Source organism: Variovorax sp. P1_H2, assembly GCF_056405295.1.
This window is the reverse complement of sequence record NZ_JBFUCJ010000172.1, coordinates 1-8,850: the sequence shown is the minus strand read 5'-3', so window position 1 is coordinate 8,850 and position 8,850 is coordinate 1. Positions and strand designations below refer to the sequence as shown.

Here is an 8,850-nt window from a genome sequence, read left to right as displayed (position 1 = left end):
CGCCCGTGGTGGACCCGCCACCGTCGGACCCGCCGCGGATCGACCCGGGCGCGCCGCCGCCGGTCGCCGATCCGCCGCCGGGCGCATTGGCGCTCGGCCGCCCGCATGCGCGGCGGCTGCGCGAGATCCATCGATCGGCCGGCTGGCCCTGCGGCGACGCCATCGAGGTCGACCTGCTGGCCGCTGGACTGCTGGCGCGCGTGCGTTCGGCGCAGGGCCATGAGACCCTGCGCCTGACCGATGCGGGCATCGCGCAGCTGGCGCGCACGCTGGTGGTGAACCGGGCCGCGCTGTCGCGCCACGAGGCGCTGGTCGAGCAGGTCGCGCGCGAGATGACGCGCGCCGGCCGCGTGGCCTGGCGCGGCCTGAGCCTGCGGGCCCGGCTGGCCGGCGCGGCCGAGGGCGACAAGCCGCGCTGGTGCATCGCGCGGCCGGATGTCTTCTCGATCCGCAACACCAGCGTCGAGGCCTATGCGCAGCCGGTCGTGCACGAGATCAAGGTCAACCGGACCGACCTGCTGAGCGACCTGCGCAAGCCCGACAAGCGCGCCGCCTACCTGGACCTGGGCGGCGAGTGCTGGTACGTGCTGGGCTGCGACGCCAAGGGCCGCCCGGTCGGCGAGCCGGACGAAATCCCGCCGGAGTGCGGCGTGTTGATCGCCCAGCACGGGCAGTTGGTGGTCGCGCGCTCGGCGGTGCACCGTGCCTTGCCGCGAATGCCCTTTGCCGTCTGGATGGCGTTGGCCAAGGCGCAACCCGTGGCGGGTTTCGACGACGACCTGCAGGGCCTGTTGACCGGCGTGGACGACTGAGGCCATGCATCCACTGGCGAAGGTCGGCCGGGCCTGCAGCAGGCGACAGATGCTGCATTGCAGTCGTGCGGCGGCCTCCGGCTACTGCGCCGGCGCGCCGCGCGCGACCGCGTCGCGGCGGACGATCTCCGCCACCAGCGCCCGGAACTGCTTCGCGAGGACCAGCCGCACGATCACGGTGCCGACCACCGGCGGCAGCGGGAACGCCGGCGCCACGCCACCCGAATAGGACAGCCGCACCAGGCCCGACGGCAGCGACTCGACCGCATAGCGGCCCTCCATGGCCCGGAGATTGCCGCTCACGGCATGCGCGACGATCCGCCGCTGCGGCGTCTCGACCACCTCCAGCCGCACCTCGATCGGCTGCCTGAAGAACAGGAAGGTCAACTCCCCGGCCAGGTCGACCAGCAGCTTGTCGCCGTCGCGCTGCACCACCTTCGAACTGCGCATGAACGGGATGAACTCGGCAAGATGGTCGTAGTCGGAAATCACCGCCCACACCGTGTGCGGATCGGCCTGCAGTTCGGCCGAAGCCGTCACCGTGATGAAGCCGCCCTGGTTCGCGGCAGCGATATCGAACTGCTGCGCCATCGCCCCGCCGACCAGGCCTGCCGCCCCGAGCAGGAGCAGCGCCGAGGCCAGCAGGGTGGCGATGAGCCGGCCGCGCATCGCCCTCAATCCGCAAGTTCGCCCGGCCGCGCGATGCGGTGCGACCGAATCCGGAAGCGCAGGCTCAAGCGGTCCTGCACCTGCACCGCGCCGCCGAGGATGGAAAACGGCACGATGCCGAAGTCCGACTGGTTGAACTCGAACGCGCCGGCGATCTCCAGGGTGTCGTGGCCGGACTCGACCCGCGCCGGGACCGCGAAGGTCCGCGTCACGCCGCGCAGCGTGATCGCGACATCCAGGCGCACGCCGGTCGCCGTGCGGCCGACGCCGGCGACGCGAATCAGGGCGTAGGGAAAGGTCTGCGTCGCGAGCACCCCGTCGAGCATGTTGGCGCGCGTGCCGGCGATGTCCGACGCGCTCGGCTGGGTGTCCAGCCCGGCCTCGGCGCGGAGCGCCGGCTCGTCGACCGCGAGTTCCGCCAGCGGGACGAAAAGGTCGGCCCGGCCGGCATCCGGCGCGACCCAGCCCTGAATCGCGCGGCTGGCCACCACGTGATCGTGGCCGAGGTGCCCGAGCGTTCCACCGCGGCGCACCGTGACCACGACCAGCGATTGCGCGGCATCCACGCGATGGACGGGACGACCCTGCGCCGCGGCCTCCTCGTAGGCCTTGCGAAGAGATATTTCGGGCGCCAGGGCGGTCGCGGCATTCGGCTCCCGCACCGCCTCGCGGCCCGGCTGCGCGCACCCGGCCGCCAGCAGCGCGAGCAGGACGGCGGACCGCATCGGGCGCAGCCCAGCCATCTCAGCCGGCCTTGCGCAGCCGCACGTGGAACTTGATGGTCACATCGGGGCCGACCACGTCGGTTGCGGCCCATTCGCCGGTGCCGATGCCGAACGGCGCCCGCTTGACCACGAACTCGCCGTCCATCGTCGCGCCTTCGCCGGCGGGGGTCCAGCTGAACGGAACCTCGACCGGCTGCTGCACGCCCTTGAGCGTGAGCGTGCCATGCGCCACGTAGCGATTCGCGACACGGGCGATGTCGGTGGCGTGGAACACCGCCTGCGGGTGCCTGGCGAAATCGAACCATTCGACGCCGGCGATCGCCTTGTTGATGTCGGCGCTGGCCATGTCCGCACTGGCCACCTGGATGGTGACATCGAGCCGACCGCCGGCCGGAGCCTGCGGATCGAAACGGGTGCGGACGTCGAAGTCCTTGAACACGCCGGGCGCCGGCACGGTCTCGAACGAGGTGATGAACTCCAGGCGGCTGCCGGACGGGTCCATCTTCCAGTCGGCCGCGTGCGCGACCTGGAAAGCCGTACAGGCGAGCAGCGAGACCAGACAGCCCAGTGTTTTCATTTCGGAAGCTTTCTTGCAGGCAGCATGCGGATCAGCACATTGTCCCGCTGGATGAAGTGATGACGCAGCGCCGCGCCGATATGCAGCAGCAGGATCGAGGCCAGCAGCACGCCGAGCGAGAAATGCACGAGCGACGCGACATCCGCGGCGTGCTTGTCGGCTGCGGTGATCGACGGCAGCGGAATGCGCCGGAAGATCTTGAAGGGCACGCCCGAGGCGGACTGGATGACCCAGCCGCTGAGCGGCATGGCGAGCGTCACGATGTAGAGCAGCACGTGGCTCGTGTGTGCCGCTGCCCGCTCCCAGGCCGGCATGCCGGCCGGAAGCGGCGGCGCGGGGGTCGCCAGCCGCCACGCGAGGCGCAGGACCACGAGGATCAGGATCAGCATGCCGATGGACTTGTGCCAGACGAAGAGATCGAGCTTGGTCGGCGACAACCGCCAGGTCGCGGCCAGCCAGCCGAGCGCGAACTGGGTGAAGATCAGCAGCGCGACCAGCCAGTGCAGGAATTTCGCGACCCCGTTCCATGCGGGTTCGATGTTCGAAGCCTTCATCCGCATCCCGCAGTGCGCGCGAACGCCCGTTCTTGCATGGTTTCCTTCGCAGACAGTCCGGCGCGGCCGGGCCGCGCACAGCGAGACCACGATCAGGGCGACGACGGCCGCGGTGATCGTCGTGCCGTAGGTGGCCGACCAGTAGCCGCCCAGCTTCGAGACCGTGAAGGGAATCGCCAGCAGCATGGCGCAGCACAAGGTCAGGAGAACTTCGCGGTGCCTCGTCGACTCCAGAAATGCCTTGAGGCGCTCTCGCTTCAGTGAGGCGTAGCAGCCGACCAGGATCGAATTATCGCGTCTTGTGGCCCACCAGCGCCGAAATCAGAGGCGCCGGCAAGTAGCTCAGGCAGAGACAGACAAAGGCCTTCTTGTCGAACGCCTGCTTGACCGAGCGGGCCAGATAGTCCCTGGCCTGAAGCTTCTGATTGAAGCGCAAGCGGTCCCGCCCGACGATGAAAAGTGCACGCGCATAGTGCTGCACCAAGTCACCGCGCAGGCCCGGAAACATCTCGTCTCGCAGCAGGGTCTGGTTGATGTAGACGAGGTTGTTGTTCTTGTCCGGCGCCTGCCTGGCGGTTTCCATCGCTTCATGCACGCGATAGCGGGTCAGCCTCTGCGGCACATAGTAGGCGCGCTTGCCCGATGCGGCCAGCAGGCAGGTGATCCAGTAGTCGTAGGCGCCACCGACATCCTTGACGACCCGGCTCCAATCGAATGCATCGATGCGAAACACCGAGCCCATGGCCAACGGCACACCGTTGCCGATCACGGCGAATCGATCGAAATGCTCGACGTCCCCTGGCTGCAGTCTTGCGCGGCCGTAAAGCTGGCTGTTGGCGTCGGTTTCCGACTGCTTGATGACACCGCGGCCATCGACGATCCAGTGGTCGCAGAATGCGAGCACTCGACCGGAATCCTCGTCGAGCGGAGCGACCAGGCTTTGAAGGAATTCGGGCTCCCAGGCGTCATCGTCGTTGAGGATCGCGACATATTTGCCCCTGGCCTCGCCGACCGCAGCCCGGAGATTCAGCGCGATGCCGAGTGTTTCGGCATTGGTTCGGTAGCGGATCTTCTCCGAGCCCTGGGATTCACTGATGGCCCGGATGGCGTCGCTGCCGGAATCGTCGGTGACGATGACTTCGAAGTCCTGAAATGTCTGGCCAAGCACGCTTTGAAGTGCCTCGGTCAGAAACTCGGTACGCCGGAACACGGTCACGATCACCGAAACCTTGGGTATTCCCGCCATGGACAATCCGGAACGTTCGTTAGAGGTTCAAACAGTATAGCGGGCAGAAGCCGGCGACACCCACCGGTCCGGCCGCCGTAACCGTCGGGACAGCCGTTAGAATCCACGCCTGCTGCGGGCGTAGTTCAATGGCAGAACGGCAGCTTCCCAAGCTTCATACGAGGGTTCGATTCCCTTCGCCCGCTCCAAATCGCACATCGGCGCCTGCGCGCCTGCTGAGCGCCGAAGTCGATTGACCCTCGGCGGCCCCGAGATCCTCGAGGGCGGCAACGGGGCCGGACAGCCCCCAAACCTATAATCGCAGGCTCCAGCAGATCAAGCAGTCAGGTGGGTTCGATGCAGGGGCTGCCCCCAACCGGCCGCCCATTTGCACCTGCACAAGCCAAGAACCCAAGATGAGCCAGCCCACCTTCAGCGTCGCCGACATCCGCAAGTCGTTCCTCGATTTCTTCGCGACCAAGGGCCACACCGTCGTGCCCTCCAGCTCTCTGGTGCCGGCCAACGACCCGACCCTGATGTTCACCAACTCCGGGATGGTGCAGTTCAAGGACGTTTTCCTCGGTACCGACAAGCGCCCCTACGTGCGCGCCGCCTCGGTCCAGGCCTGCCTGCGGGCCGGCGGCAAGCACAACGACCTCGAGAACGTCGGCTACACCGCGCGCCACCACACCTTCTTCGAGATGCTGGGCAACTGGAGCTTCGGCGACTACTTCAAGCGCGAGTCGCTCAAGTGGGCCTTCGAGCTGCTGACCGAGGTCTACAAGCTGCCCGCCGACAAGCTCTGGGCCACGGTCTACATCGAGGACGACGAGGCCTACGACATCTGGACGAAGGAAATCGGCCTGCCGCCCGAGCGCGTCGTGCGCATCGGCGACAACAAGGGCGGCCGCTACATGTCCGACAACTTCTGGATGATGGCCGACACCGGCCCCTGCGGCCCGTGCAGCGAGATCTTCTACGACCACGGCCCCGAAATCGCCGGCGGCCCGCCCGGTTCCCCCGATGAAGACGGCGACCGCTACATCGAGATCTGGAACAACGTGTTCATGCAGTTCGACATGCAGCCCGACGGCAGCGTCAAGCCCCTGCCCGCGCCCTGCGTCGACACCGGCATGGGCCTGGAGCGGCTGGCCGCGATCCTGCAGCACGTGCACAGCAACTACGAGATCGACCTGTTCGACGCACTCGTCAAGGCCGCCTCGCGCGAGACCGGCGAGAAGGACGTGGCGAACAAGAGCCTGCGCGTGATCGCCGACCACATCCGCGCCACCGCCTTCCTGGTGGCCGACGGCGTGATCCCGTCGAACGAAGGCCGCGGCTACGTGCAGCGCCGCATCGTGCGCCGCGCCATCCGCCACGGCTACAAGCTGGGCCAGAAGAAGCCCTTCTTCCACAAGCTGGTGCCCGACCTGGTGGCACTGATGGGCGATGCCTATCCCAAGCTGCGCGCCGACGAGAAGCGCATCACCGAGACGCTGAAGGCCGAGGAAGAGCGCTTCTTCGAGACCCTGGCCAACGGCATGGAGATCCTCGATGCGGCGCTGGCCGGCGGCGCCAAGGTGCTGCCGGGCGACGTCGCCTTCAAGCTGCACGACACCTACGGCTTTCCGCTCGACCTGTCGGCCGACGTCTGCCGCGAGCGCAGCGTGGCGGTCGACGAGGCGGGCTTCCATGCCGCGATGGAGAAGCAGAAGGCCGCGGGTCGCGCCGCGGGCAAGTTCAAGATGGAACGCGCCGTCGAGTACACGGGCGCGGGCAACGCCTTCACCGGCTATGAGCATCTCGAAGAAAAGGCCACGGTCGTCGCGCTCTACTTCGAAGGCGCGCCGGTCCAGCAGCTGGCCGAGGGCCAGCCCGGCATCGTGGTGCTCGACACCACGCCCTTCTACGCCGAGAGCGGCGGCCAGGTCGGCGACCAGGGCGTGCTCGTCGCCGAAGGCGTGCAGTTCGGCGTCGAGGACACGCAGAAGATCAAGGCCGACGTGTTCGGCCACCACGGTACCCAGACGCAAGGCACGCTGAAGGTCGGCGACGCCGTCACGGCCCGCGTCGACACCGCGCGCCGCGCCGCCACCATGCGCAACCACAGCGTCACCCACCTGATGCACAAGGCCCTGCGCGAAGTGCTCGGCGAGCACGTGCAGCAGAAGGGCTCGCTGGTCGACGCCGACAAGACGCGCTTCGACTTCGCGCACAACGCCGCCGTCACGCCCGAGCAGATCCTCGAGATCGAGCGCCGCGTGAACGCCGAGATCCTGGCCAACCAGGCGACCCAGGCGCGCCTGATGGACATGGAGTCGGCGCAGAAGACCGGCGCCGTGATGCTGTTCGGCGAGAAGTACGGCGAGACGGTTCGCGTGCTCGACATCGGCACCAGCCGCGAGCTTTGCGGCGGCACGCACGTTTCGCGCACCGGCGACATCGGGCTCTTCAAGATCACCAGCGAAGGCGGCGTGGCCGCGGGGGTGCGCCGCATCGAGGCCGTGACCGGCGCCAACGCGCTGGCCTATCTGCAGCAGCTCGAGGCCACTGTGCACAGCGTGGCCGCGACGCTCAAGACGCCGGCCTCCGAGCTGCAGGGCCGGCTCGCGCAGGTGCTCGACCAGGTGAGGGCGCTGGAGCGCGAAGTCGGCTCGCTCAAGGGCAAGCTGGCATCGTCCAAGGGCGACGAGTTGCTGGCGCAGGCGGTCGATGTCAAGGGGGTCAAGGTGCTGGCGGCCAAGCTCGACGGCGCCGACGCCAAGACCTTGCGCGAGACCATGGACAAGCTCAAGGACAAGCTCAAGACCGCGGCCATCGTGCTGGCCGCCGTCGATGGCGGCAAGGTGCAGATCGCGGCCGGCGTCACGGCCGACACCATGGGCCGCGTCAAGGCCGGCGAACTGGTCAACTTCGTGGCCCAGCAGGTCGGCGGCAAGGGCGGCGGCAAGGCCGACATGGCGATGGCCGGCGGCACCGATGCGGCGGCCGTGCCGGCGGCGCTGAAGTCGGTGCAGGGCTGGGTCGCCGAACGGGTCTAGCCGTGGCGGACGACGTGGCGGTCGACATCCTTGTGATGGGGGCCGGCACCATCGGCTCCTTTATCGGCGGCAGCCTGGCGGCGGCGGGCGTGCGCGTCGGCTTCGTCGGCCGGCCGCGCGTGCTGGGCGCGCTGGCGCTGCACGGCATCACGCTGACCGATCTCGAAGGCCGGCGCAGCCACGTGTCGCCGAGCGAGTTGCATCTCCACGAACGCGTCCCGTCCGACATCCGGCCGGCCCTGGTGCTGCTGACCGTGAAGAGCGGCGCGACCGCCGAAGCCGCGGCCGAACTCGCCGCCATGCTACCGGCCGGCACCACCGTGCTGTCGTTGCAGAACGGCGTGGCCAACGCGCGGGTCGCCGCCGAGGCCGGCCCGGGCCTGCACGTGCTGCCGGCCATGGTGCCCTACAACGTCGCCGAAATCGGCCCGGGCGCCTTCCATCGAGGCACGGAAGGCCGGTTGGCGGCCGAGGACGATCCGGCGCTGCGGCCCTGGGTGTCGGTGTTCGAGCGCGCCGGCGTTCCGGTCGATCTCCACGCCGACCTGCTGCCGTTGCAGTGGGGCAAGCTGCTGTTCAATCTCAACAACCCGGTCAATGCGCTGTCGGGGCTGCCGCTGCGCGACGAGCTGCTGCAGCGCGGCTACCGGCGCTGCTTCGCGGCGCTGATCGACGAGGCGCTGGCCGTGCTCGAGCGGGCCGGCATCGCGCCGGCCCAGCTCGGTGCGGTGCCGCCAGCGCGGATCCCGCCGATCCTGCGGTTGCCGACCCCGCTGTTCCGGCTGGTCGCGGCGCGCATGCTGCGCATCGATGCCAAGGCGCGCTCGAGCATGGCCGACGACCTGGCGCTCGGGCGCAAGACCGAGATCGACGTGCTCAGTGGCGAGGTGGTGCGGCTGGCGCAGAGCCACGGCATGCAGGCGCCGCTCAACGCACGGATGGTCGAACTGGTGGAGGCCTGGCCGGCCCGCCGCGAGCACTGGCCTGCGCGGCAGCTGCTGACCCAGCTGGGGATGTGAGCGCGCGCGGTGCGGTGCGTGCGGGGTCGTCGACCAAGCTCGACAGGTCGATGCAAATGCGGCCGCGCTCTTGGTGTTCTTGATGACGACTCTGTGGCAGCACGGATGCGCGCTTGCTTGACGCTTGTCCTTCTCGGCTCGGCTCGGCTGTCGCGAGTCTGCTGACCTGATCGCAGGCGACGATCCGCTCGAACCTCTAGGACGAGACTAACTCGCTCTGCGAGGCAC

8 protein-coding genes and 1 tRNA gene are annotated in these 8,850 nt (G+C 68.6%); 4 read left to right on the top strand and 5 right to left on the bottom strand.

Going from position 1 to position 8,850, the window contains the following annotated elements; translation table 11 throughout:
* Nucleotides 1–812 (top strand): hypothetical protein (locus AC1D2E_RS33100; protein ID WP_478201330.1); only part of this gene is annotated, 812 nt, incomplete at its 5' end.
* Between the two features lie 81 nt (nucleotides 813–893).
* On the opposite strand, the gene AC1D2E_RS33095 is transcribed toward AC1D2E_RS33100, so the two are convergent.
* The 5 genes from AC1D2E_RS33095 to AC1D2E_RS33075 form a co-directional block, all read right to left on the bottom strand.
* Nucleotides 894–1,481: an SRPBCC family protein gene (locus AC1D2E_RS33095; protein WP_478201329.1), complete on the bottom strand. Its 588-nt coding sequence runs from the start codon at nucleotides 1,479–1,481 to the stop codon at nucleotides 894–896.
* A 5-nt stretch (nucleotides 1,482–1,486) separates the two neighbouring features.
* Nucleotides 1,487–2,206, bottom strand: a complete 720-nt coding sequence (locus AC1D2E_RS33090; protein ID WP_478201328.1) for a YceI family protein — start codon at nucleotides 2,204–2,206, stop codon at nucleotides 1,487–1,489.
* A 19-nt stretch (nucleotides 2,207–2,225) separates the two neighbouring features.
* On the bottom strand, nucleotides 2,226–2,783 hold the full coding sequence (locus tag AC1D2E_RS33085) for a YceI family protein (protein WP_478201327.1): 558 nt from the start codon (nucleotides 2,781–2,783) through the stop codon (nucleotides 2,226–2,228).
* Complete coding sequence (locus AC1D2E_RS33080; RefSeq protein ID WP_478201326.1) at nucleotides 2,780–3,523, bottom strand: cytochrome b; 744 nt, start codon at nucleotides 3,521–3,523, stop codon at nucleotides 2,780–2,782. The genes AC1D2E_RS33085 and AC1D2E_RS33080 overlap by 4 nt, the downstream gene beginning before the upstream one ends.
* Before the next feature lie 103 nt (nucleotides 3,524–3,626).
* Nucleotides 3,627–4,559: a glycosyltransferase family 2 protein gene (locus AC1D2E_RS33075; protein ID WP_478201325.1), complete on the bottom strand. Its 933-nt coding sequence runs from the start codon at nucleotides 4,557–4,559 to the stop codon at nucleotides 3,627–3,629.
* Nucleotides 4,560–4,697: 138 nt separating this feature from the next.
* Between AC1D2E_RS33075 and AC1D2E_RS33070 the strand changes: the two genes are divergently transcribed.
* The 3 genes from AC1D2E_RS33070 (at nucleotide 4,698) to AC1D2E_RS33060 (ending at nucleotide 8,622) form a co-directional block, all read left to right on the top strand.
* A tRNA-Gly gene (locus tag AC1D2E_RS33070) sits at nucleotides 4,698–4,771 on the top strand.
* A gap of 207 nt (nucleotides 4,772–4,978) precedes the next feature.
* Entirely contained in the window at nucleotides 4,979–7,603 is a 2,625-nt protein-coding gene (gene alaS, locus AC1D2E_RS33065) for an alanine--tRNA ligase (RefSeq protein WP_478201324.1), read from the top strand.
* Between the two features lie 2 nt (nucleotides 7,604–7,605).
* Nucleotides 7,606–8,622: a 2-dehydropantoate 2-reductase gene (locus AC1D2E_RS33060; protein WP_478201323.1), complete on the top strand. Its 1,017-nt coding sequence runs from the start codon at nucleotides 7,606–7,608 to the stop codon at nucleotides 8,620–8,622.
* The last annotated feature ends 228 nt before the right edge of the window (nucleotides 8,623–8,850 follow it).

Bases quoted from the DNA above. Each gene is read 5' to 3' on its own strand.
- AC1D2E_RS33095 (WP_478201329.1), bottom strand. From the start codon at position 1,481: ATGCGCGGCCGGCTCATCGCCACCCTGCTGGCCTCGGCGCTGCTCCTG.
- alaS (WP_478201324.1), top strand. From the start codon at position 4,979: ATGAGCCAGCCCACCTTCAGCGTCGCCGACATCCGCAAGTCGTTCCTC.
- AC1D2E_RS33090 (WP_478201328.1), bottom strand. From the start codon at position 2,206: ATGCGGTCCGCCGTCCTGCTCGCGCTGCTGGCGGCCGGGTGCGCGCAG.
- AC1D2E_RS33080 (WP_478201326.1), bottom strand. From the start codon at position 3,523: ATGCTGCTGGCGATTCCCTTCACGGTCTCGAAGCTGGGCGGCTACTGG.
- AC1D2E_RS33085 (WP_478201327.1), bottom strand. From the start codon at position 2,783: ATGAAAACACTGGGCTGTCTGGTCTCGCTGCTCGCCTGTACGGCTTTC.